This window comes from Bradyrhizobium sp. PSBB068 (assembly GCA_016839165.1).
In the GTDB taxonomy this organism is placed as follows: Bacteria; Pseudomonadota; Alphaproteobacteria; order Rhizobiales; family Xanthobacteraceae; genus Bradyrhizobium.
Map to the genome: position 1 here is coordinate 4,302,298 of CP069300.1, position 21,227 is coordinate 4,323,524.

Annotated in this window: 23 protein-coding genes and 1 tRNA gene; 10 read left to right on the forward strand and 14 right to left on the reverse strand. The window is 64.1% G+C overall.

The window, feature by feature from the left end; all coding sequences use genetic code 11:
* Positions 1–37 precede the first annotated feature (37 nt).
* Positions 38–187 carry a hypothetical protein gene (locus tag JQ507_20020; GenBank protein QRI67277.1) on the reverse strand — a complete coding sequence of 50 codons (150 nt, stop codon included), beginning with the start codon at positions 185–187 and terminating at the stop codon, positions 38–40.
* Between the two features lie 421 nt (positions 188–608).
* Between JQ507_20020 and JQ507_20025 the strand changes: the two genes are divergently transcribed.
* Positions 609–1,694, forward strand: a complete 1,086-nt coding sequence (locus JQ507_20025; protein ID QRI67278.1) for a hypothetical protein — start codon at positions 609–611, stop codon at positions 1,692–1,694.
* A gap of 57 nt (positions 1,695–1,751) precedes the next feature.
* On the opposite strand, the gene JQ507_20030 is transcribed toward JQ507_20025, so the two are convergent.
* Positions 1,752–2,969, reverse strand: coding sequence for a beta-lactamase family protein (locus JQ507_20030; GenBank protein ID QRI67279.1), 1,218 nt, complete (start codon positions 2,967–2,969; stop codon positions 1,752–1,754).
* Between the two features lie 340 nt (positions 2,970–3,309).
* A tRNA-Gly gene (locus JQ507_20035) sits at positions 3,310–3,383 on the reverse strand.
* Between the two features lie 559 nt (positions 3,384–3,942).
* Between JQ507_20035 and JQ507_20040 the strand changes: the two genes are divergently transcribed.
* On the forward strand, positions 3,943–4,329 hold the full coding sequence (locus JQ507_20040; GenBank protein ID QRI67280.1) for a YciI family protein: 387 nt from the start codon (positions 3,943–3,945) through the stop codon (positions 4,327–4,329).
* A 7-nt stretch (positions 4,330–4,336) separates the two neighbouring features.
* Here the strand turns inward: JQ507_20040 and JQ507_20045 are convergent, their stop codons facing one another.
* Positions 4,337–4,744 carry a hypothetical protein gene (locus JQ507_20045; GenBank protein ID QRI67281.1) on the reverse strand — a complete coding sequence of 136 codons (408 nt, stop codon included), beginning with the start codon at positions 4,742–4,744 and terminating at the stop codon, positions 4,337–4,339.
* A gap of 87 nt (positions 4,745–4,831) precedes the next feature.
* A complete protein-coding gene (locus JQ507_20050; protein QRI67282.1) occupies positions 4,832–5,629 on the reverse strand; it encodes a lytic murein transglycosylase in 798 nt (265 codons plus the stop codon).
* A gap of 298 nt (positions 5,630–5,927) precedes the next feature.
* Between JQ507_20050 and JQ507_20055 the strand changes: the two genes are divergently transcribed.
* Together JQ507_20055 and JQ507_20060 are read left to right on the forward strand one after the other, a co-directional pair.
* Positions 5,928–6,287 (forward strand): MerR family transcriptional regulator, encoded by a 360-nt coding sequence (locus tag JQ507_20055; GenBank protein QRI67283.1) that lies wholly within the window; start codon positions 5,928–5,930, stop codon positions 6,285–6,287.
* Between the two features lie 33 nt (positions 6,288–6,320).
* Positions 6,321–6,707, forward strand: coding sequence for a hypothetical protein (locus JQ507_20060; GenBank protein QRI67284.1), 387 nt, complete (start codon positions 6,321–6,323; stop codon positions 6,705–6,707).
* A gap of 42 nt (positions 6,708–6,749) precedes the next feature.
* On the opposite strand, the gene JQ507_20065 is transcribed toward JQ507_20060, so the two are convergent.
* Both JQ507_20065 and JQ507_20070 read right to left on the reverse strand, forming a co-directional pair.
* The gene (locus tag JQ507_20065; protein ID QRI67285.1) at positions 6,750–6,977 is read right to left on the reverse strand and encodes a hypothetical protein; all 228 of its coding nucleotides are present in this window, start codon (positions 6,975–6,977) and stop codon (positions 6,750–6,752) included.
* Positions 6,978–7,132: 155 nt separating this feature from the next.
* On the reverse strand, positions 7,133–7,429 hold the full coding sequence (locus JQ507_20070; protein QRI67286.1) for a hypothetical protein: 297 nt from the start codon (positions 7,427–7,429) through the stop codon (positions 7,133–7,135).
* Positions 7,430–7,866: 437 nt separating this feature from the next.
* Between JQ507_20070 and JQ507_20075 the strand changes: the two genes are divergently transcribed.
* Both JQ507_20075 and JQ507_20080 read left to right on the forward strand, forming a co-directional pair.
* A complete protein-coding gene (locus JQ507_20075) occupies positions 7,867–8,262 on the forward strand; it encodes an NUDIX hydrolase (protein QRI67287.1) in 396 nt (131 codons plus the stop codon).
* A gap of 141 nt (positions 8,263–8,403) precedes the next feature.
* Entirely contained in the window at positions 8,404–9,717 is a 1,314-nt protein-coding gene (locus tag JQ507_20080; GenBank protein ID QRI67288.1) for a chloride channel protein, read from the forward strand.
* A gap of 8 nt (positions 9,718–9,725) precedes the next feature.
* Here the strand turns inward: JQ507_20080 and JQ507_20085 are convergent, their stop codons facing one another.
* From JQ507_20085 to JQ507_20095, 3 genes are all read right to left on the reverse strand, one after another.
* Positions 9,726–10,919, reverse strand: coding sequence for an adenylate/guanylate cyclase domain-containing protein (locus JQ507_20085; GenBank protein QRI67289.1), 1,194 nt, complete (start codon positions 10,917–10,919; stop codon positions 9,726–9,728).
* A gap of 170 nt (positions 10,920–11,089) precedes the next feature.
* Complete coding sequence (locus JQ507_20090; protein QRI67290.1) at positions 11,090–12,334, reverse strand: amidohydrolase family protein; 1,245 nt, start codon at positions 12,332–12,334, stop codon at positions 11,090–11,092.
* A 31-nt stretch (positions 12,335–12,365) separates the two neighbouring features.
* Complete coding sequence (locus JQ507_20095; GenBank protein QRI67291.1) at positions 12,366–13,721, reverse strand: MFS transporter; 1,356 nt, start codon at positions 13,719–13,721, stop codon at positions 12,366–12,368.
* Between the two features lie 121 nt (positions 13,722–13,842).
* Here JQ507_20095 and JQ507_20100 point away from each other — a divergent pair, with 121 nt between their 5' ends.
* On the forward strand, positions 13,843–14,766 hold the full coding sequence (locus JQ507_20100) for a LysR family transcriptional regulator (GenBank protein ID QRI67292.1): 924 nt from the start codon (positions 13,843–13,845) through the stop codon (positions 14,764–14,766).
* A 21-nt stretch (positions 14,767–14,787) separates the two neighbouring features.
* On the opposite strand, the gene JQ507_20105 is transcribed toward JQ507_20100, so the two are convergent.
* Entirely contained in the window at positions 14,788–16,248 is a 1,461-nt protein-coding gene (locus JQ507_20105; protein ID QRI67293.1) for a cytosine permease, read from the reverse strand.
* A 298-nt stretch (positions 16,249–16,546) separates the two neighbouring features.
* Here JQ507_20105 and JQ507_20110 point away from each other — a divergent pair, with 298 nt between their 5' ends.
* On the forward strand, positions 16,547–17,218 hold the full coding sequence (locus JQ507_20110) for an NAD(P)H-dependent oxidoreductase (GenBank protein QRI67294.1): 672 nt from the start codon (positions 16,547–16,549) through the stop codon (positions 17,216–17,218).
* A 36-nt stretch (positions 17,219–17,254) separates the two neighbouring features.
* On the forward strand, positions 17,255–18,139 hold the full coding sequence (locus JQ507_20115) for a polysaccharide deacetylase (GenBank protein QRI67295.1): 885 nt from the start codon (positions 17,255–17,257) through the stop codon (positions 18,137–18,139).
* On the opposite strand, the gene JQ507_20120 is transcribed toward JQ507_20115, so the two are convergent.
* Both JQ507_20120 and JQ507_20125 read right to left on the reverse strand, forming a co-directional pair.
* Positions 18,120–19,049 carry a LysR family transcriptional regulator gene (locus tag JQ507_20120; protein ID QRI67296.1) on the reverse strand — a complete coding sequence of 310 codons (930 nt, stop codon included), beginning with the start codon at positions 19,047–19,049 and terminating at the stop codon, positions 18,120–18,122. The genes JQ507_20115 and JQ507_20120 overlap by 20 nt on opposite strands.
* Positions 19,050–19,073: 24 nt before the next feature.
* Positions 19,074–19,685: an urea carboxylase-associated family protein gene (locus tag JQ507_20125; GenBank protein ID QRI67297.1), complete on the reverse strand. Its 612-nt coding sequence runs from the start codon at positions 19,683–19,685 to the stop codon at positions 19,074–19,076.
* A 103-nt stretch (positions 19,686–19,788) separates the two neighbouring features.
* Between JQ507_20125 and JQ507_20130 the strand changes: the two genes are divergently transcribed.
* Positions 19,789–20,664, forward strand: a complete 876-nt coding sequence (locus JQ507_20130) for a LysR family transcriptional regulator (protein ID QRI67298.1) — start codon at positions 19,789–19,791, stop codon at positions 20,662–20,664.
* Positions 20,665–20,739: 75 nt separating this feature from the next.
* Here JQ507_20130 and JQ507_20135 read toward each other — a convergent pair whose 3' ends face one another.
* Complete coding sequence (locus JQ507_20135; GenBank protein QRI67299.1) at positions 20,740–21,129, reverse strand: hypothetical protein; 390 nt, start codon at positions 21,127–21,129, stop codon at positions 20,740–20,742.
* Positions 21,130–21,227: the final 98 nt, after the last annotated feature.

Consider the following 21,227-nt stretch of genomic DNA (forward strand, 5'->3'; position numbering starts at 1 on the left):
TCTCGGCGCCGTCAGCGCCTCTCGCCCGGTACCGCCGTTAGCGCCAAGACCCGTCCGGGCCAAGGGGCAAAGTCGGATGGTCGCGGTTGTTCTCGTCGGGCTTAATGCTGAACCCCTGTCGAAACGCGAACCAGATGAAGCCGCCGAGTGCGACCATACAGATCGGCGCAAGAATCCAGTCGGGCATGGCGTGGTCCTCCAGTCTACCGACAGTTTGGTCGCCGCTATCCTGGGCCAAGTTCAATACGGATGTCGCGCGCCGTGACAGCGCGCCCAGACCGGCACCAAAAAGCGCCGCGCGGCGCGAACCAAAGCCCAGATTTTATCCGAGGGAGCAGCAGCGCCTTCGCCCAAATGGAGCCGGCACCGTGCCGCAAGCGATTGAAAACACTGGAGCGGGTGAAGGGAATCGAACCCTCGTATTCAGCTTGGAAGTCGCCGCATTCTGCAATGTTATCAAGAGCCATTCTGACATTTCTCAGCTTCTTGGGCGATTGAGATCGCTCCAGAGTTTCGCTTTGTCGGAATGGCGACGGGTTTAGCCCTTCGCCCGATTGGTCTAACCATGTACCGTCAATCGAAGGACAAGACATTCAAAGGAGCAAGACATGCGGGCTGTCCACTCGGGCCAAAATGGTCTCACTCGTTTGCTCGCTGGCGTCACCGTTGGTTTCGGGATCTATTCCGGTTCTGCGCTGGCTCAGGACGTGCTGCGGACCGCTCCGTATCCCGTTGGGGTGACGCAGCTCGAATATGTCGATCCGTCCGAGGGCGGCCGGCCTCTGAACTTGATGCTGATCTATCCGGCGGTCCCGGCTACAACCGCCGTTCCTTTCAAGATTTTCCTGGCCACCAATCTGAACCTTTACAAGGACGCGCCCGTCGTGTCCGATGGCGTGAAGCGTCCACTTGTCATGTTCTCGCACGGGGCGGGCGGCAACGGTTCGGGTTATGCCTGGTTCGGCGAATACCTCGCCTCTCACGGCTATCTCGTGGCGATGCTGTATCACTTCCGGGCCAACACCTTCGACTCCAGCGCGCTCTACGTGCGCAGCAGGATCTGGCAGCGCCCGCGCGATCTCAGTCTGGATATCTCCCATCTTCTTCAGGACAAGGTTTGGGGACCGCATATCGAGCCAAGCCAGATCGGCGTGGCGGGACATTCACAGGGAGGATTCACTTCGCTCTGGATCGGGGGCGCCAAGGTCAATCCGGAACTTTTCCTGAAGTTTCAGCGCAGCTGGAAGGACAATGAGGCGGTGCCGGCCTATATCCGCGAGCAGATGAAGCTTGATGCCGAACCCGCCCGCGACCTGCGCGACGATCGGGTCCGGGCGGCCTTCGCGATGGCGCCGGGCGATATCCGGGGGTTCGGCATGGACGAGGCCGGGCTACGGCAAATGGCGATCCCGACCTATCTCATCGTCGGAGCCGGCGACACGACAACACCATCTGATGAAAACGCAGCCTTTGCGGCGAAATACATCCCGCATGCTCACTTGGACGTGCTGCCCGGTCCGGTCAGCCATGAGATCTTCGGCAATGAGTGCGACCAGGTGGGACGCGATAACTTTCCCGAAACCTGCAACGATACTCCCGGCGTGGACCGGGTCAAGCTGCACGAATACATCGGCAACGCCGCGTTGCAGTTCTTCGATTCGAACCTCCGCGTGCGGAGAGAGAGCCCGAAATGACGTGCCCGATCGCCGCTCTTGCGGCCTGATAGCCGGAAGAAGCCTGTTCGCCGACGCCTATTTCGCGTCACCCCGCACGATGTCATAGATGACACCCACGAGGTCGTGGAGCTTGTCCGCTTCGGCCGCCGGCTGCGAGTTCGTCTGGAGCGTAATCATCAGTTCTTCCTTTTCGAACCACACATAGAGCGTTCGGTAGCCGAGCGTCTCGCCCTGATAAAACCAGTGTGCGCCAAACGATCCGAGAACTGCCTTGCCGAGACCGAGCGAGAATCCGCGCGGATCGTCTGCCGTTACGTCTGCGATCGGCTCACCCGTCCTGATCGACACGAGTGCCATCCATTCCGCCTGCTGCTTCGGCGGCACCACGCGTCCTTTGAGCACGGCGCGCATCCAGCGGTCCACATCGCGCGCGTCGGCGATCGCGCCACCTGCCGCCTGAGCCCATGAGGTGCTCATCCCGCGAACGTCACCACCCATCAGCGCGTGATTCCAGGACTGGGTGCATTTGGGTTGATAATCGGCGCAGGCAGGGTTGTCGAAATAGCCGTGCGCCAGGCGATCGGTCACCGGGTCCGGATATGTCCCGTTTTCGTAGAACGTGCTGTGCAACCCGAACGCTTCGATAATCATGTGGTGCACGAGATCACGATAAGACTGGCCGGCTGCCTTTGCCGCGATCATGCCGGCGAGGATGTAGTTGGTGTTCGAATAATGGTAGCCTTTGCTCTTAGGCAGGTCGCCGCTTCCGGCAGGATAGACGAGGTCTATCAGGTTTTCGGCACTCAGCTCGCGCGTGGGATCGTTGATCCATATGCGGGACATGGCTTCGGTCTCGGAGTAGTTCGGGATGCCGCTCGTCATGTTGAGGAGACGCTGGATCGTCACATCCTTCCACGCCGGATATTGCGGAAGCCATTTGCCAAGCGCGTCGTCGATGGACAGCTTGCCCGCAGCCTCGAGCTTCAGGATCAAGGCCGCCGTGAAGGACTTCGACGTGCTGCCCATCTGGAACAGCGTGCCCTGCCGGACCGGAGCATCCTGCGGACCGCTGCCGATCTTTCCGGCGAACGCCTCGATAGCCGGGCCGGTGTCCCCGAAGCTGACGTAGGCGGCAACTCCCGTCACCTTCTCAGCTGAGCTGCGGTCGGCCAGCCATGCGTCCAAGGCCGCCTGGATTTTGGCGATGTGGGTTGAATCCGCTTGTGCGCCCGAAGCCGCGAGGATCATCAGGCCTGCCGCGACCATCGCCGCCGCCCATTTGCCTCCCAACATGGTGCCTCCTTCGGCATACCCCGCAGCAATGTATCGCCACATCAACGTCGCCGCTACGCCGTGGGCGTAAACCGGCGCCGAAGCATGGGTCGCACCTCGCCCGAAGCTCGCATCTCATCCGAGAGTCGCGATCATCTCTGTTCGAGCGTACCGGCCATCGTCGTCAGACGGCCACTAGCTACCCTTATTGGAGACGATCATCATAAATAAGAACCACTTTGAGTAGAGATTGAAAACGCCCACAAATCTGCGTCAGCCTTCAGCCGTGATGTTTCAAAATTGTCGGAATGGAATCAGAATGGAAGTTTAAAATTTCTGGCTAAGCCATTGAAATCGTTTTTGGAGCGGGTGAAGGGAATCGAACCCTCGTATTCAGCTTGGAAGGCTGCTGCTCTACCATTGAGCTACACCCGCATCGAACGATCCCCTAACACGACCCGACGGCCGCCTCAACTGCCTCGACGGGCGTGATTATACGCCGGTCCACGGCAACATGCCGGCGCATTGCGCCCGGTTCCTGGCCCGGATCGGACGGACGGCGGCCTTAACAGCGGCGGATTCGCCACCTATATTGCTGGTCCCATCAACAAAGAAAGGAGGTGATCTAGTGTCTTGTCTCAAGCGCTGTCACCTCGCTGGGATCGCCCGCTAGGCGCTGAGCAATCAGCCTGGCATCGGGGCGCTCTCAGCCCTGGACCAGCGAGACATCAACATCGGGGGCGCGGCGGAAGTGATTCCGCCGCGCCTTTCTGCTGTTCGGGCGTCGCGAATCGGCGCCGCCACACGACCTGCGGGCTACGTCGTAGCAGCACAAAAGTGGCCTGATCCGCTACAGATGAGATGTCGGACTGGGTGGCCGCGAGCCGTCCTAGAACATGACCCGGAAAAGCGCGAAGCGGTTTTCCGGGAATATCATGCTCGAACAATCATCGCGCGCCAGCGCCTGCCGCATCGGAAATGAGGAGTTCGCTACATGCTTTATGCCATCCTGGCCTATCACGTCGAGGCCGAGGTCAAGTCGTGGAATGCCGATGAGGACGCAGCCGTGATGGCGGGCCTGCGCGAGGTCCATCAACGGCTGAAGGGCCGGCTCGGCCCGGCTGCACGGCTCGGCGAGACCCGCAAGGCCAGCACCCTGCGCGGGCCCGGCCATGGCGTCGTGATCGACGGCCCGTTCGCGGAGACCAAGGAGCAGTTGCTCGGCTTCTACGTGATCAATTGCGCCGATGAGGCGGAGGCGATCGCCGCGGCGCGCGACCTGCGCAGCGTCAACCCGTCGGCCGTCTACGAGATCCGCCCGCTGAAGCTCTACATCCCCGGCGCCCCTTTTCCGGAGACCGCGGGCCCGAGCGACGTGTAGAAGTTGCTCAGCGACTCGAGCGTTTCGGCAATTTCGGCAGCCGGCTCGGATCGAACTTCGGCAGCGGCAAATCCGGCGGCGGCTCGGGCGCCACCTCTTGGCTCGGCATCAGCGTCACCTCGAAGGCAAGGTCGGGCACCGCATCGGCCCTGCCCGTGGCGGTCGCGATCGGGCCGCTCGCGACTCCCTCGAGCCGCACCACGAGGTCGTCGGTGCCGAACACGGTCTGATGACCTTCGGAGTGCCGCCTGGCGGTGAGGACGGCGGAGAAGCGCTCGCCGTCGACCTCATAGGTGCCGCTGTAGAGCATGATGGCATCGCTGCCCCACAGCCTGCCATCGGCCATGTGCACGATGCCGGTGCCGTCGGCGAGCGACGTTCGAAACCACGCCGCATAAGTGCCGTTCTTGAGCATGGAGCCTGTCTCCACTCGCTCCGTTTTCACAGCAAACGATCTGGGCACCGTTGCGTTAACAGGAAGTGAAGGAACCCGGGCCTGCGCTCATTGGCCGTCGATCTGCCGTCCCATAATGGCGATCGCCTTCTGATAGACCCCCGCCGCGTTCCATGCCTCGATCGCCGCGAAGTTGGGTTCCCCGGGCTGATAGCCGGCGCCGGCGCGCCAGCCATTGGCGCGCAGGAAGTTCGCCGTCGAGGCCAGCGCATTGGCGGCGACGTCGAGATTGCCGGTGCCGTAGGCGAGGACATTCTTCGGCATGAACTGGGTCTGGCCGATTTCTCCGTGCATCGAACCACGCGTGCTCCCGGACAAACTGCCGCGGTCGATCAGCTTCAGCGCGGCATAGAGCTGCTCGGTGAAGAACTCCGGCCGGCGGCAGTCGTAGGCAAGCGTCGCGATCGACGACAGCATGTTCTGGTTGCCGCGCTGGCTGCCGAAACCGCTTTCCATGCCCCAGATCGCGATCAGCGGTCCCGGCGGCACGCCGTAGCGCTGCTGGATCGAGGCGAACATCGCCGCCTGCGACTGCTTCAGCGATCGGCCGCGCGCCACGATGGTCGCCGATCCCCGCTTGGCCATGAACTGCTCGAGCGACAGGCCGAAGCTGCGCTGGCCGCGATCGGCGGCAATCGTCGCGCTGGCATAATGCGCCTGCATCAACGCGTCGATCGCGGTGGCGCCGACGCCCTTGGCCCTCGCCTCACCGGCAAACTGCTCCTTCCAGGCTTCGAACCCGCCGGGCCCGTTGCCGCACTGCGCCGCGTTGGCCTCTGCGCCCAGCGTTGCAACCATCGCGACGATGGCGAGCGCCGACGCCGCAAGCTGCCAGCCCCTGATCATCCGAAACCTCCTCCGAAAATATGCCGCCGCCCCCGCGGGCGCGGCGCTGACGATGGCCGGATTTACATGACCCGGCGATGAACGATCCGCCTCAGATTCGGCCGCAAGCGACACGATAGGTCGCCGGGCGCGGATTGGCCATCCCGGGCTACGCCAGCCGGCCGGGACATTTGGCCCTCCACGGCTCCGGCGGAGCGGCGGAGTTCGGCGTCCGCGTCCGGTGCAGACTTGCGCAACCCGGCGCTTGACATTGACATTAACGACAAGGTGCTAGGCCGGCCCTCGACAGGAGATCGCGATGAAGATTCAGGAGGCGGCCCGTCATCTCGGCGTCAGCGCGCGGACGCTTCGGCACTATGAAGCGGCCGGCCTGATCGTGCCGCGCCGGACGTCGAACGGCTATCGAAGCTATTCCGCGCCGGAGATCGAACGAGCTGCGTGGGTGCGGGACCTGATCGCCTCGGGTTTCTCGACCCGCGAGCTTCGCAATCTCCTGAGCGCGCTCGAAGACGGTCGGCGTGCAGCGCGTGTCAGCTGCGCCGCCGTGATGCAGGACAAGCTCGACCAGATCGACCGCGCGATCGCGGCGCTCCGCAAGCGGCGCCTTGCCTTGTCGCGACGGCTGACCGGATCGGATCGCGACCACCGCAACGCATGAGGGCATGATGAGGACCCCGATGAGGACTTGGCAATGAAGATACTCAACATCCTGGTGAGGCGCTATTTGCCACTGGAGGACCTCGATCAAGCGGTCGCCTTCCACGAAAAACTGATCGGCCAGACGGCGCGGCTTCGCTTCGACTATCCGGAACACGACCTGAGGCTCGCACAGGTCGCCTCGATCCTGTTCGTTGCTGGCACCGAACAGAGCCTGAAGCCGTTCACGGCGACGCATCTGACGTTTATGGTCGATGACATCGACGCGTTCGCCGCGCATCTGCCCAGCGTCGGCGCCACGATATTGGACGGCCCCAAACCGGTCCCGACCGGCCGCAACATGCTGGTGCAGCATCCGGACCAGACCCGCGCCGAGTATGTCGAGCATCGCAACAAGCATCCGGCCGACCGGCTGCCTTGAGCATGGCATCCACAAAGCGGCGTGACCGACAGCAGGCGTCCGCTAAGGCACCTCGCCGCGCCGCAACGGGCCAACGGTCTGCGGGCGGTTGAGGAAGAACTCGCGGTTGCCGAGCGCGGCCTCCGCATACTGGTCGATTGCCACGATGATCGCCTGCACGTGGTGAAAGCACCAGCCTTCCCGCGTTGCCATGTGCCGGACCTCGGCCAGCGCCTTGATCCAGGGCGCGTGATCATCGCTGTCGTGGAAATACCGAAGCGGCTCTCTCATCTTTCCTCCGGCAGATCACGTCCTCCAGCTCGGCGCGCTTGCGCGACAGCAGAAGCTGCGCCGATGCACTATCGCGTCCGGCCTGCCTGAGCCGGTTCAAGGATGCATCGAGCTCGCGCAACTCGGCGCGCAGCCGCCGCATCCTGGGTGCGTCATCAGGCACGCGCTTCGCCGGCGACAAGCTCCCGCTTCGCCGCGCGAAGAAAGACCGGGGTCGCGGCACGGCGGCGTGGAGCGACGCCCGCGTGCACGATGATCGGATCGCGGTCTCCGAGCATGGCCCGCTCTTCGACCAGGCGGCTCATCACCAGGCGCATCTTCAGGAGGTCCCCGGCAACGAAGGCGCAGTCCTCGTCCCGGTTGATCTGCTCTCGCATGATCGCCTCGGCCTCGAGCATGCTGACGCGCAGCGCCCTGATCTGCCTGCGAATTTCGCTGATACGGTTGTCCATGGCGGCCTCCTATTCACGGTGGAAGACAACTAGAACAAAACAAGAACAAGAAGTCAAGGGACGTCGACGCGGCGGAGCCGTCCATCATGGACTTTTTCATCCCCACGCGATCGGACGAGTTCCTGCCGCAGGAACCGCTGGATCACAATTTCACGAAGGCGATGTGAGGGTGTGGAGTCACGGGCAAGCCCGCCAGCGCAATCACAGCGAACGTGAAGCAGAGTGACAACGACGTCGCGACAGTCCGTCGCAGCCATTCGGCCTTCTTGCCGCCTCCTCCGAATCGCATCAGCGCATCGTCAGAGTCCGCGTGCTCCGGCTGTCCATCTGAGACAAACAGCCGACACACTGCTGTGGAACAACAGGTCAATAGAACTTGTCTACCCAAATAGACAAGTTTAAATGAGACAGATTCTGTTTCGATCATTGCGCAGTACATGACCAAGTCCTCCAAACTGGTGGCCGCGAAGCGCGGCAAAGTTCTCCTGGTTCGACGCCGATCTGACGGGTTGTGGATGTTCCCCGGCGGGCGCAGACGCGCGCGCGAAACCGGCAAGGATTGCCTCAAGCGCGAAATCAAGGAAGAGCTGCCGAAGCTCAAGCTCGGCCGGCTCAGCCTCTGGAAGGAAGTGACGGCCAAGAACAAGCGTTCCGGCCGCAGGATGAGCGATGCGATCTTCATCGCCAAGAACGCCAAGGGACGGCTGTCGATCGGCGACAAGAAGGAGATCGACCGCGCTGCCTGGCAGAAGCCCCGCGGGATTCGCCTGACCGCGACCTCCCGCTACATCCGCGACCGGCTGTTTCCGAGAAAGCAGCAGCGGCGCCGATAGACGGCGGGTGTAGACTTCGGCTCTGCGCGATTGCCCGGCGTATCCTGCTGATTTCTTGAGCTTCGCGCACCCTCGACGCATGCTAAGGATGACGTGATCCGTTTCGTATCGGACCACGATATTAGCCAAAATGCCGGTCGAATGAGCTTTCCTTCCAACCGCCAGCGGCGGCTGTTCAGAATCGTCTCCGCGCGTTGGCGACGCCGCGCCATCTTCCTGCTGGGCGGCATTGCAGTCGGTGCGGCGGCCGTCGCGCTCGCGCAGCTCGCGGATTGGGCACAGATCGCCTTTGCCGCGCTGGTGTCGCATTTCCGTTATGCCTCGCTGCTGTTGACGCCTGTCGGCTTCGCGCTGTCGGTGTTCCTGACCAATCGCTTCTTTCAGAACGCGCAGGGCAGCGGCATCCCGCAGGCCATCGCCGCGCGCCATCTCACCGACCAGACCGCGCGCGAAAGCCTGGTTTCGCTGCGCATTGCGGCCGGCAAGGTCCTGCTGACGCTGTTAGGCCTGCTGTGCGGCGCATCGGTCGGGCGCGAGGGACCGACGGTGCAGATCGGCGCGTCGATCATGTTTGCGCTCGGCCGCTTCTCGCCGCGCCGTCAGCCCGGCCTGATCCTGGCCGGTGCGGCCGCGGGCGTCGCGGCGGCCTTCAACACCCCGCTCGCGGGAATCGTGTTCGGCATCGAGGAGATGAGCCGCGCCTTCGAGACGCGAACCTCCAGCCTGATCATCGGCGCGGTGATCGCCGCCGGCCTGACCTCGCTCGCGCTGATGGGCAACTACACCTATTTCGGCACCAGCGCGACCGGCTTGCGCAACGGCGCCGACTGGCTCGCGGTCCCGCTCTGCGGCGTGGCCGGAGGCCTGGCGGGCGGCCTGTTCAGCCGCATCCTGATCGCCATGGCCCGCGGATTTGCCAATCCCGTTGGACGCGCGATCAAGCGCTACCCGGTCGGCTTTGCCGCGATCTGCGGACTGGCGGCGGCGATCTGCGGGATTGCGTCCGACGGCGCGATCTACGGCACGGGATATCAGCAGGTCAAATCCGCGCTCGAAACCGGCTCACAATTGCCCGCGAGCTTCAGCGTCTGGAAGTTCCTCGCGACGACGTTCGCCTCGATCAGCGGCATACCGGGCGGCATCTTCGCGCCCTCGCTCGCGGTCGGCGCCGGGCTCGGCTCCAACATCGCGCCGCTGTTTCATGGCGCGCCGCTGCCGGCCATCATGCTGCTCGGCATGGTGTCGTACTTCGCAGGCGTGGTGCAGGCGCCGATTACCGCCTTCGTGATCGTCACCGAGATGACCGACAATCACGCGATGGTGGTGCCGCTGATGGCCGCAGCCCTGATCGCACACGCGAGCTCGCGCCTGATCTGCAAGGAAGGCGTCTATCACGCCCTCGCCAAGGGGTTCATCGACCGGGCTGCGCCGGCGCAGAAGACGACGCCGGCCTGAAGACTCCATCAGCCGTTATAGGCAAACAACTCGATCGGCTCGCTGAATCCGCGCACCGCATGTTCGCCGACATGTTCGAGTGCGAAATCGCGCTCCACGAGGTCGGCGAATGCGCGCGACAGCAGCACCTTTTTTCCCAGCTGCTTTGTCAAGGCTTCCAGCCGCGAGGCCATGTTGACGGCGGGACCAATGACGGTGAAGTCGAGCCGGGTGCGCGATCCGATATTGCCGTACATGACGTCACCGACATGGACGCCGATGCCGTAATTCATCGGCGCACGACCCATCATGCTGTTCTTTTCGCTCAGCGCGGCCATCGCCTGCCGCGCCTCGGCCACCGCATGCAGCAGGTTGGCACAAGCCTTGGGGTCGCTGAGCGGGAAAATGGCGAGCAGTCCGTCGCCGATGAATTTCAGGATTTCTCCGCCATGCCGCGCGATCGGCTCCGACATCGCGTCGAAATAGTCGTTCAAGAGATCGATGACGTCGTCGCGCGGCCAGGAGTCCGAGATCCGGGTGAAATCCCGCAAGTCGCAGATCATGATCGCGGCGCGCACCGTGGTCCCGCTGCCGCGCCGCGTCGCACCGGCCAGGATCATCTCGCCGGCATGGGTGCCGACATAGGTCTCGAGCAGCGTCCGCGCCAGGCGGTTCTTCATCCGGATCTCGCTGACCAGCGCCAGCACCGGCAGTACCTTCTTCAGGCTGGCGACGTGGGCGTCATCGAAGCCCCCCGCGCGGTCGGTTGCGAACGTCACGACATGCCGCTTGCCGAGCGTATGCAGCAGCGGCCATGCCACATAGTCGGTCAGGCCTTGCGCGCGCATGTCGTCATAGAGCGCGTGCTTGCGGCCGGGCGCTCCTTCGAGCCGCTCGCGCACTTCAGCGGCGCCCTCCTGGATTTCGTAGACGGAGCTGCCGATATATTCCGAGCGCTCCCTGACCTCGTAGTCGACCCGCGAGATCTCCGCCTCTTGCTTCCCGTCCGCCCACATGATCCGGGCGCCGAGCCATTGCGGATGCTGGATCAGTAGATTCATCGTCGCCCGCTTGATCGGGATGCCCGCGCCCTGCAGCCGGATGCACAGCTCGGCAAAGATGTTGTCGATGAAACGCTGGTCGCGCGTCTCGTTGGTCAGCCAGCTCACCACATCGCCGTCGGACTGCGGCGTAACGGAATCGATGTTGGGCGGCGCGTTCATGGCTGGCTCCGGGGCGGGGAGTTGAGTCGGGCAGCCGATATGTCGTGCTTCCGCCCGGCCACGTCAACGCTGCCAGCGCTATCGTGATCGTATGGTGCCGGGTGGCCGCGAGGCGCTGCCGGCCGCCGCGTGACGCGAGGATGACAGGAACGCTGGGCCGGCGAGTGTGCCTACCCGCCCAGCCGATCCACCTCGGCCTTGCCGGCCTTCATCACCATCGGAATATGCTCGCCCTGGCCGAGCAGGCACGACACGTCGCGCAGCGGATTGCCCTCGACCACCAGCAGGTCGGCGAAGGCCTCCGGTGCGATGCGGCCGAGCCTGCCTTCCATGCCGAGCACCTCGGCGCCGACAATAGTTGCGCTGGCGATCACCGCCTGCGGGCCCAACAATTCGGCGCGGATCCGGAACTCGTCGCTCTGCAAGCGCTGCGACGGTCCGAGCAGATCGGAGCCGTAGCCCATCTTGACGCCGGCCTCGCGGTAGATCGCGAGCGAGCGCAAGCCGGCGTCGCGCACGTCGGCGACCTTGGCGACGCTCGCCGCCGGCAGGCCGTATTTCGCCCCCTCATTGGCCAGCGCCTCATAGGTGACCAGGGTCGGCACCACATAGGCGCCCTTCTCGGCCATCAGCCGCGCGGTCGGCAGATCGATCAGATTGCCGTGCTCGATGGTGCGCACGCCGCAGCGCACCGCGCGCTCGATCGCCTCCGCGGTGTAGGCGTGGGCCAGCACGTAAGTGTGCCGTGCTTTCGCCTCGGCGACGATGGCGCGGATCTCGTCCTCGGAATAGCCGTAAGCGCCGATCGGATCGGTCGGCGACGCGACGCCGCCGGACGCCATGATCTTGATCTGGTCGGCGCCCATCTGCAGCTCTTCGCGAACCGCCTTGCGCACCGCATCGACGCCGTCGACGACGCGCGCGATGGCACCGACGCGCACGCAGCAGGAGCAGGTCGGATCGGCAAGATAGTCGGAGCGGGCCCGCCCGTCGCCATGGCCGCCGGTCTGGCTCAGCGCCCGGCCGGAGACGAACAGCCGCGGACCATCGGTCAGGCCGGTGTCGATCGCCTGCTTCAGCGCATAGCCTGCACCGCCGGCATCGCGCACGGTGGTGAAGCCGCGCTTCAGCATGCCGCGCAACAGCATGGTCGAGCGCAAGGTCACCAGCACGTTCGCCATGCGCGCCTGCTGCGACAGATCGAGCTCAACCGCGACCGCGTGCACATGCAGGTCGATCAGGCCGGGCATCAGGGTCTTGCCCTTGAGATCGATGACCCGATCGACTGAGGCCTCGATCGGCCGATCGGAGACCTCCTTGATCAGGCGATCCTCGACCAGCACATGGTGTCCTTCGAGCAGATCGGATCGCAGCGGATCGAGCAGCGCGGCATTCTTGAAGAGGATGGTGGACATGATTGGATCTCCTGTCAGGACGCCGCCGTGGTCACGCGGTCTTGCTTGCAATTTCTTCCAGCGATCGGCCGCGCGTCGGCACGCCCATCAGCACGACGGTGAGCGCGCCGATCAAGAGGACCGACGTGGTGACGCCAAATACGCCGGCAAAGCCGAAATTCGGATAGAGGTAGCCGACCAGGATCGGCGCTGCGATCGCGCCGATGCGGCCGATCGCGGACGCGAGGCCTGCACCTGTCGTGCGGATCGATGTCGGGAACACCTCGGCCGTGTAGGCATAAACGCCCGCATAGGTTCCGTTCATGAAGAACGAGAGCAGCAGGCCGGCCGTCATGATCTCCGCGTCACTCTTGGCGAAGGCGAGCCCGAGCGCGGCGACGCCGCCGAGCAGCATGTAGGTCGCAATCGTCGCCTGCCGTCCGATCCGTTCATTGAAGAAGGCGGCGGTGAAATAACCCGGCACCTGCGCGCAATACATCGCCAGCGAATAGCCGAAGCTCTTGGTGATGCTCATGCCGTTCTGCACCAGCAGGCCGGGAATCCAGACGAAGAAGGAATAATAGCTGAAGGTGATCGACAGCCACATGATCCAGGTCATGGTGGTGATGCGGGCCTGGCGGCCGGCCAGCAGCGCGGCGAAATTACTCAGCAGCGTTCCCGACGATACGGCAGGTAGCGCCGGCTCGGGGACCGGAGCCGGCAGCACCCGGCCCTCGCGCGCGAAGACAGCCTCGATCCTGTCGAGCACCGCCTCGGCCTCGTTCGCCCTGCCGCGGCTCTCCAGCCAGCGCGGCGATTCCGGCAGCGACCTCCGCCACCACAGCAGCATCACGACCGGCACCGCGGTGATGACGAGCACGATACGCCAGCCGTTCTCGTAGGCCGGCACGATGAAATAGCCGAGCAGCGCCGCGGCGACGAAGCCGAACGAGAAGAAGCCGGCGAGCGCGCCGGTGAAGGCGCCGCGGTAGCGCCGCGCCACGAATTCCGCGAGGTATGGCGCGATGATCGCGCTCTCCGCGCCGGTGCCCATGCCGGCGACGACGCGGGCGGCGAAGAACGACGGCCAGCTGTCCACCGCCGCGCTCAGCAGCGAGGCCGCGCTGTAGAGCGCCAGCGCCGACATCATCACCGCGCGGCGGCCGATCAGGTCGCCAAGCGTCCCCGCCAGCAGCGCGCCGAACAGATAACCGACGAAGGTGCTGCTGCCGAGCACCCCGGTCTCGACATTGGTCAGCCCCCAGGCGGTGCGCAGCACGGGCAGGATGAACGCCAGCACCGCGGCATCCATCGCGTCGAACAGATAGCCCAGGCCGCCCATCAGCAGCAGGTGTACGTGGAATCGCGCGAACGGCAGGCGCTCGATGCGCGCCGAGATCATTGACATGAAGACGCCCCCCTCCGCCCCGCGGTCGGCACGCGCCGCAGAGTCAGCCGGGGAATGATAGACAAATCAACATTATGGGAATAATTTATATTTATTATCTGGTACATCACCATCGTGAATATTGCCCGTGTCGTTCCGCACGCTCGACCTCAACCTGCTGAAAGTCTTCGAGGCCCTGATGACCGAGGGCAGCGTCACGCGCGCCGCGAGCGCGCTGACGATGACCCAGCCCGCGGTCAGCAACGCGCTCGCGAGGATCCGCGACGCGCTCGGCGATCCCTTGTTCGTCCGATCCGGCACGGGAATCCGCCCGACCCAGCGGGCCGTGGCGTTGTGGGACCCGATCAGTGGCGCGCTGGAAAGCATCCGTGGCGCGCTCGACGAAAAGGTGTTCGATTCGCGCAGTGCGCAGATCGAGTTCAGCCTGTCGATGTCGGACTACGTGGCGTCGCTGGTGATGCCGGCTCTGTTGAACCACTTTGCCGAGATGGCACCGAGCGCGCGCCTGCGCACCGCGCCGAACACCATCATCGGCATCGCCGACCAGCTCGAGGACAACCGGGTCGATTGCGTGCTGAGCGTTTATGTCAACGAGGCGCAGCATCCGGGGCTGATCCGCTCGCGTTCGCTGTGGACGGTCGACTATGCCTGCTTCATGCGGCGGGATCACCCGCTCGCGAACCGGAAGCGGCTGAATGTACGCAGCTTCCTCAACGCCAAGCATGTCGACGTGAGCCTGGCAGGCCGCACGGCACCGACCTACGACCAGTTTCTCGCCTCGCGCGGGCTGTCGCGCAACCTCGTTGCCATCGTCAATCACTACAACGCCGCCTACGAGATCGTGCGGCAGTCCGATCTGATCGCGGTATTGCCGCGCGATCTCAGCGCGCAGTCGCGCCAGGCGCCCCACCTCCACGCCGTGCCGGTGCCGTTGCCGGCGCCGCCGCGCATCGTCAGCCTGTTCTGGCACCAGCGCAACGACACCGTCCCCGCGCAGCGCTGGCTGCGCGACACGCTGGTGGGGCTGTTCGCGCGGATGGAGTGAACTGGCACAAGATGTGCCCCATCAGGTCGATGTCGGCGCGGGCTCGATCGATGCCTCGCCCGCGGCCGGCAACGCGTCGCTTCGCGCCAGCGAACGTCCAAAGAGCCGATGCAGCGCCAGATAACTCAGCGCTGCCACACCGATCCCCGTGAGCCAGGACAGATCGACCCCACCGGTGGCGAGCGCCAGCGGACCTTGCATCGCCTTGATCGTGCCCATCTGGAACGCCCACGCCGCTGCGAACCCGGCGGCAAAGGCGATCAGCCCGGCCCAGTTGAAATCACGACCCCTGCCCGGCTCCTCGTACAGCGATGGGAGATCGATCCGACCGCGTCGCACGAAGTAGAAGTCGGCGAGCGTGACCCCCGCCCATGGGCTGATCCAGACGATCAAGGCGACCATGAAATTGTCGAAGGCATGGGCGAAGTCGCCCGACTGCAGGAAGCCGTAAAGGATCGCGGAGGCGATCAGGCCGGAGGCCACTGAAATTACCCAGCGCGGCCGCCGCAGATCGAGTGCGAGCGACGACAGCGCCGCTGAATAGATCACGACGATGTTGGTTGCGATCGGGCCATGGAGCAGCACCAGCAGCACCGGCAACGCTATCGTGCCGAATGCTGCGATGATCAGCTTCGACGGGTCGGAGCCGGCACCGGCAGACGCAATCGCAGCGCCCAGGAAAGCGAGCCAGACCGTCGGGGCGAACATGCCGAGGAATGTCGCCCGGAACACCTTGGCAGCACCGAGCGAGGGCCTGGTGAAGCGCGTATAGTCGGACGCATAGGTGAGCCACGAAATGCCCCAGCCGATGCCGATCGCGGTCATCAGCTGCGTCGCCGCGGCGAACGCCGGCATGCCGGTGACGGCGGCGGACTGCCACTTGATGTCGACGCGCAGGAAAGCCAATGCGGTCATGACGGCCATGATCAACAGAATGACCGGCATGGTGTAGCGCTCGAATACCTTGATGGCATTGAAGCCCCAGGCCGCGATGCCGACCTGAAACAGCATCACCAGCACCGCGATCGCGTATTTGAGCTCGACGCCGCCGCCGATTCCCATCCGCTCGAGCGCGGCCATGCAGAGGTCGAGCACGATCCAGGTGTTGATCGCGACCCATCCCATCGGCATCAGCACCTGTGCGAGCGCCGGCAGATAGGCGCCGCGCCGGCCGAACGCCAGCCGGCCGAGCACCATCTGCGGCACGCCGGTGCGGTGTCCCATCAGGCAGAAGGCGGCAAACAGCGCTGCGCCGAACAGATTGCCGACAACGATGACGGCAAGCGTTTGCAGCAGGCTCAGGCCGAGCTGGATGCCGAGCGCGCCCAGCACCCAGTTGATCGGCGCGATGTTCGCGCCGGTCCAGATCCAGAATTGATCTGATGGTGACGACGTGCGGTGCGCCACCGGCACCGGCTCAATTCCGTGAGCATCGAAGCCCGCCTCATCCTGCGCCGGAAGCTGTGTCTGCTTGAGCAACATGTTTCCCCCCGTTTGTCCGGCGCATTGGTCTGGGCCGGGATGGGGCATCTGAGCAGCAGGCGGCGATGAGGCGATAATGAGAATTCCTCAAGCCGGGTTGAGAGCATGTCGAGAGTGAAGCTTGCATACCGGATATGGACAAATCGGGCTGCGACAAGGCCAGCACACCGCGCCACACTGGCGCGCCGCATCACTGTTGAGATTTTCTCAACTCGCCTGCCGGATTCATCAATCACGCCGCCCCGGGCGCTCGGTCATTGTAGCGCCGACGCAAAGCGCCAATCAGCCGAGGTCAGGGATGACGACACTTCTGCATATCGATGCCAGCCCACGCGGCGACCGTTCGGTCAGCCGAAAGCTCTCCAAATCGTTTGTCGAGCATTGGCTCACGCACGAGCCCGGTGCCACGATCATCTCGCGCGACGTCGGCCGCAATCCGCCGCCCCTCATCACCGAGACGTGGGTGGCCGCGGCCTTCACCGCGCCCGCCGACCGCACCGCCGAGCAGCGCGACGAGCTTCGTCTCTCCGACGAATTGATCGACGAGCTCGACCGCGCCAACGTGATCGTGATCGGGGCGCCGATGCACAATTACGGCATGCCGGCGGCGCTGAAATCATGGTTCGACAAGGTGATCCGGATCGACAAGACCTTCAGCTTCGATCTCGCACGCGGCGACTTTCCGCTCGAGCCGATCATGCGCGGCAAGACGCTTGTGGTGCTGAGCTCGCGCGGCGAGTTCGGTTTTGGCCCTGGCGGGGTGCGGGAGACCATGAACCATCTGGAAACCCATATCTTCACCTGCGCGCATTATCTCGGGGTGCAGGAGAGCCATCTGATCGCGGTCGATTACCAGGAGTTCAACGACGAACGCTACCGCCGGTCACTCGCCGATGCCCTTGCCGCAATCCCGGTGCTGGTCCGGCAGTGTCTTGGAATCGACGGGACTGTTAATGTCGCGGCGGAATGATGCGCCGTTGTCCGCCGGCTGTGCGAGGATGAACCGATGATAAAGAATCCCATCCCCTGGCCGAACGGCGCGCGCTGTGCCTGCACGATCACGTTCGACGTCGACGCCGACAGTCTGATTCACATCGCCCGGCCGAAGGATTCGTTCGACCGGCTTTATCCGATCACGATGGGACGCTACGGGCCGACCGTCGGCGTGCCGCGCATCCTTGAGACCTATCGCCGCCTCGGCCTGAAACAGTCGTTCTTCATGCCGGCCTGGACCATGCAGCGCTATCCGGATGCGGTGGAGGCGATCCTTAAGGCGGGCCACGAGATCGGCCATCACGGCTACATCCATGAGGATCCGACGGAGATTTCCTCGGCGCAGCAGCGCGAAGCCTTCGAACGCGCGCTCGCCATTCATGTCGCGATGACCGGACGCAAGCCGCGCGGCTACCGCGCGCCGGTCTACAACGCCAACCAGACCACGATCGATCTCCTGATCGAGCATGGCTTTGTCTACGATTCGTCGCTGATGGCCGACGACATCCCGTATCAGATGCGCACCGCACGCGGATCGCTCTACGAGATGCCGCCGCACTGGGGATCGGACGATTGGCCGCCTTTCGCCCATTACGCGGAGATCGGCTACATGATGCCGGTCAAATCGCCAAGTGAAGGCCTTGCGGCCTCGTTTGAGGAGTTCGAGGCCGCCTATGAGGCTGGTGGATTCTGGATGGGGATATGGCACCCGTTCCTGACCGGCCGGCTTGCCCGCTGGCGCGTGGTGGAGCGCTGGCTCGAGCGGATCGTCGCCGAGCGCAAGGTCTGGTTCGCATCGCTTGAGGACATCGCCGCGCATCTCGACGGCTTGGTCAAGGCGGGCACCTACCAGGTCCGCGTCGAGACCCTGCCCTACTTCACGCAGCCCGTGTCATAACCAGTTCGTGGGGTGCACGAAATGCGGCAGCCTCTGCACGCAGCCAGTCGATGAATGCCGTCACTGATTTGCGCCGGGCAGCAGTCGGCGCATTCACGAGGCGATAGGCGAAGCCCGCAAGCGCGGGGCCGTCGAGCCGGCGCAGCGTGCCCTCGCGCAATTGCTCGTCGACCAGCGCGTCGCTGCACAACAGCGGTCCGAGCCCGCGCTCGGCGGCATGCAACGCCAGCGGCTCCTCGCTGTACCAGGAGATGCGGAAGTCGCGGCCGGGATCGTGATCGGCCCCCGCAAGCCACGCCGACCACGCCGGCGAATCCAGCGCGGCATTCTTCCAGCGGAACGCCAGCAGCGAGCGCGAACGGAGGTCGTCAATGGCCGGACGAGCACCAGGCGGACAGATCGCGCTTGCCGCAACCGCAATGTAGCGATCGCTGAACAGCACCGACGGCTCGCCGGCGCGATCGACGCGACCGTAACGAATGGCCAGATCGACGCCCTCGGCGCCCGGCGCCCGCAGCTCTTCGGTCGCATCGATGTGGACGACGAGTTGAGGAAATGCCGCATTGAAGCGCGCGAGCCGCGGCATCAGCCAGCGCTCGGCGAAGGCGCGCGTGGTCGATATCGTGATCGCATCGCCGTCGGCCGGCGGCCGGATCGCGGCAAACGCGCTCGCCATCCGGTCGAAGCCGTCGCGCAGCAACGGAAACACTGCGTGTCCATCCGCGGTCAGCACGACCGCGCGGCCGGAGCGTTCGAACAGCTTGTGTCCGAGGATCGCTTCGAGTTGCCGGACCTGATGGCTGATCGCCGTCACCGTGACGCAGAGCTCATTGGCTGCGGCGGTGAAGCTTTCGTGGCGCGCGGCGGCCTCAAACGCGCGGACGGCATTGAGCGGCGGCAGTTTGCGCATGATCGGTTCTCCGCGTGTCCCGTGTCAGGCGATGAGAAAATGCGCGTCGGTCGGCCGCATGTCGTTCACCGGCACCATGTCCTGCGGACAGGCGGAGAACACGATGACCAGGTCCATCTCGGCACGCAGCGACACATACTGCCCGGCCTCGCTGACCGGCGACTTGAAGTCCAATTCTCCATTGTCCGTGACGGGCACGTTCATGAACAGGTTCAGCGGAGCCGGCGTCACCGCAGCCGACAGCCCGACAGTCTCGAGCGCGTGCGCCAGATTGTGCGTGCAATTGTCATGATGGCCGGTAGCGCCGAGCTGACGATAGCGGTGAATGTCGCAGGCCGCGATCAGCGTGTCATGGATACCTGGGCTGGTGTCGGCGACGAATGTGAGGATCGGGCGGCGCCGGTTGGTCGTCAACGTATCGCCGACGCGGGGAATGAGCCGCAGCATCGACGCGCGGCTGTGCTCCATCGACATGAACTCGCTGGTGTCGCCGGCATTGAAGGCCCAGGTGTCGACCACCTGCTTGCCATGGGTGTTGACCACGGTGACGGTTTCTCCCGCTTTCAGACGGGCCGCCACGCCGTTGCGGGCTGGGATCAGGCGGGGACGGGTGAGGTCGGTGGTTGCTGCGGGCACGTGATGTCTCCTCAAGGCTCTGTCGCGCCATTGCAGCACCGTCGGACATGTAATTCTAATAATATTAATTGTATCCATTATAACAAAATCGTATAGTTGTGGCATGCGACTCCGACAGCTTGAATGCTTCCGCGCCCTGATGCTCCACGGCACCATGACGAGAGCGGCCGAACTGCTCGGCATGTCACAGCCCGGGATCAGCACGATGATCGCCGGCCTCGAGCACGAGACGGGCCTTAACCTGTTCGTACGGCGCGGCGGCCGCCTGCAACCGACCCCGGAAGCCAAGCTGTTCTATGTCGAGGCGGCACGCGCGCTCGAAGCCACCGAGAACGCCTCTCGCGTCGCGGCCGAGATCAGGTCCGGCCGGCGCGGTCATCTCGCGATCGCCGCCTATCCGAGCATTTCCATCAATCTGCTGCCGCGGCTGCTGTCGCAATTCGCCAAGAACAAGCCCGAGCTGCAGATCAAGATCATCTCGCGGAATTCGGCGACCGTCCGCGAGTTGATGTCGACGCAGCAATTCGATCTCGCGGTTGCCGAACTGCCGCTCGATTATCCGACCTCGCACATGGAGGTGTTCTCATATGACTGCATGTGCATGCTGCCGCGCGCGCATCCACTTGCGAAGCTGAAGCAGATCACACCTGATGACCTCGACGGCGTCCCGTTCGTGACGCTGTTCCGCGGCGACCCGATCTACCAGCAGCTGGCGTCAGCCTTCTCCGAACATGGCGCACGCTGGAACGTCGTCGCGGAGACGGAATTCTTTTCGACCGCGTGCCAGCTCGTCACTGAGGGCCAAGGCGTCGGGATTGTCGATCCGGTGGTGAGCAAGCCGTTCACCGAGGGCCTTGTCGTTCGTCCTTTCAAGCCGAGGATCCAGTACCAGATCGCGATCCTCTCCCCCACGCATGAAGCGCTGTCCCAGGTTGCGCAGGACTTCGCCGGACTGCTCCGGCGCACGTTGAAGGCATGAGGATCGGATGGCACCGGCAAGGCAAGTCCAGCAACAAAGGCTGCCGTTCACGCTCCGACTGCCGGCCGAGGCAGGTCATTGCTTGGTGTCGCTATCGCTGGTCTTCAGTTCGTATTTGGCCGTTCCGGTGATCGAAAAGCTGGGAGGGCCGTCTTTCGTCACGGCCTGGGATCTGAATATGTTGACGGAAGTCACCCGACAGGTCGCTTCATACACCTTCGACAAGATCGGGCACTGCGCCTTCGCTTCCTCGTAGAGATCTTGCCTTATGGCATTCAGGGCGATCTCGCGGTCGCTACCCTGCACTGATGAAGGAGGCACGGCAACGCTCGCAAGCGCAACCGTGATTTCCATGAAGCCGCGAGGAGGCGAAGGCGGAACAGTATTGAATATGACTTGAGCCTGCGCCGACGTGATGGCCAGCCATAACAGGGCCGAATATGCAATCGCTGTGACAAGGCGCATTGCCGGGCTCCCCATGAAATCGTGCGACTGCCTCCCACATCGTGAAGAACGCAGATGCCTCAACCAAGGATTGTTACAAGTCCCGAGCAGTTAGACCA

Bases quoted from the DNA above. Each gene is read 5' to 3' on its own strand.
- JQ507_20020 (QRI67277.1), bottom strand. From the start codon at position 187: ATGCCCGACTGGATTCTTGCGCCGATCTGTATGGTCGCACTCGGCGGC.
- JQ507_20025 (QRI67278.1), top strand. From the start codon at position 609: ATGCGGGCTGTCCACTCGGGCCAAAATGGTCTCACTCGTTTGCTCGCT.
- JQ507_20030 (QRI67279.1), bottom strand. From the start codon at position 2,969: ATGTTGGGAGGCAAATGGGCGGCGGCGATGGTCGCGGCAGGCCTGATG.
- JQ507_20040 (QRI67280.1), top strand. From the start codon at position 3,943: ATGCTTTATGCCATCCTGGCCTATCACGTCGAGGCCGAGGTCAAGTCG.
- JQ507_20045 (QRI67281.1), bottom strand. From the start codon at position 4,744: ATGCTCAAGAACGGCACTTATGCGGCGTGGTTTCGAACGTCGCTCGCC.
- JQ507_20050 (QRI67282.1), bottom strand. From the start codon at position 5,629: ATGATCAGGGGCTGGCAGCTTGCGGCGTCGGCGCTCGCCATCGTCGCG.
- JQ507_20055 (QRI67283.1), top strand. From the start codon at position 5,928: ATGAAGATTCAGGAGGCGGCCCGTCATCTCGGCGTCAGCGCGCGGACG.
- JQ507_20060 (QRI67284.1), top strand. From the start codon at position 6,321: ATGAAGATACTCAACATCCTGGTGAGGCGCTATTTGCCACTGGAGGAC.
- JQ507_20065 (QRI67285.1), bottom strand. From the start codon at position 6,977: ATGAGAGAGCCGCTTCGGTATTTCCACGACAGCGATGATCACGCGCCC.
- JQ507_20070 (QRI67286.1), bottom strand. From the start codon at position 7,429: ATGGACAACCGTATCAGCGAAATTCGCAGGCAGATCAGGGCGCTGCGC.
- JQ507_20075 (QRI67287.1), top strand. From the start codon at position 7,867: ATGACCAAGTCCTCCAAACTGGTGGCCGCGAAGCGCGGCAAAGTTCTC.
- JQ507_20080 (QRI67288.1), top strand. From the start codon at position 8,404: ATGAGCTTTCCTTCCAACCGCCAGCGGCGGCTGTTCAGAATCGTCTCC.
- JQ507_20085 (QRI67289.1), bottom strand. From the start codon at position 10,919: ATGAACGCGCCGCCCAACATCGATTCCGTTACGCCGCAGTCCGACGGC.
- JQ507_20090 (QRI67290.1), bottom strand. From the start codon at position 12,334: ATGTCCACCATCCTCTTCAAGAATGCCGCGCTGCTCGATCCGCTGCGA.
- JQ507_20095 (QRI67291.1), bottom strand. From the start codon at position 13,721: ATGTCAATGATCTCGGCGCGCATCGAGCGCCTGCCGTTCGCGCGATTC.
- JQ507_20105 (QRI67293.1), bottom strand. From the start codon at position 16,248: ATGTTGCTCAAGCAGACACAGCTTCCGGCGCAGGATGAGGCGGGCTTC.
- JQ507_20110 (QRI67294.1), top strand. From the start codon at position 16,547: ATGACGACACTTCTGCATATCGATGCCAGCCCACGCGGCGACCGTTCG.
- JQ507_20115 (QRI67295.1), top strand. From the start codon at position 17,255: ATGATAAAGAATCCCATCCCCTGGCCGAACGGCGCGCGCTGTGCCTGC.
- JQ507_20120 (QRI67296.1), bottom strand. From the start codon at position 19,049: ATGCGCAAACTGCCGCCGCTCAATGCCGTCCGCGCGTTTGAGGCCGCC.
- JQ507_20130 (QRI67298.1), top strand. From the start codon at position 19,789: ATGCGACTCCGACAGCTTGAATGCTTCCGCGCCCTGATGCTCCACGGC.
- JQ507_20135 (QRI67299.1), bottom strand. From the start codon at position 21,129: ATGCGCCTTGTCACAGCGATTGCATATTCGGCCCTGTTATGGCTGGCC.